The sequence below is a fragment of the Micrococcus sp. GbtcB5 genome (assembly GCF_019091605.1).
GTDB classification, from domain to species: domain Bacteria; phylum Actinomycetota; class Actinomycetes; order Actinomycetales; family Micrococcaceae; genus Micrococcus; species Micrococcus luteus.
This window is the reverse complement of the sequence record NZ_JAGXJK010000274.1, coordinates 1-255: the sequence shown is the minus strand read 5'-3', so window position 1 is coordinate 255 and position 255 is coordinate 1. Positions and strand designations below refer to the sequence as shown.

At 76.5% G+C, this 255-nt stretch carries 1 protein-coding gene; it reads left to right on the top strand.

Annotated features, from left to right (window positions below):
- Window positions 1–255: thiamine pyrophosphate-binding protein (locus KVS67_RS12335; RefSeq protein WP_254629371.1), on the top strand; the 255-nt coding region annotated here is incomplete at both ends.

The window sequence follows — 255 nt, the reverse complement described above, 5'->3', positions numbered from 1 at the left end:
GCCCCCTCCGACCCCCTGTCCCGCTCCCCGCAGGAGTTCGCCTCGACCCGCGTGGAGAACAGCCCCGCCTTCGCCGCGGACGGATACGCCCGGGCCACCGGCGAGGACGGCGTCCTGTTCCTCTCCACCGGCCCGGGCGCCCTCACCTCACTGGCCGGCCTGCAGGGGGCGTACGCCACGGGCGTGCCGATGCTCGTGGTCGCCTCGCAGATCCCGCTGTCCGGGCTCGGCGCCCGGCGCAGGGGCATGCTGCAC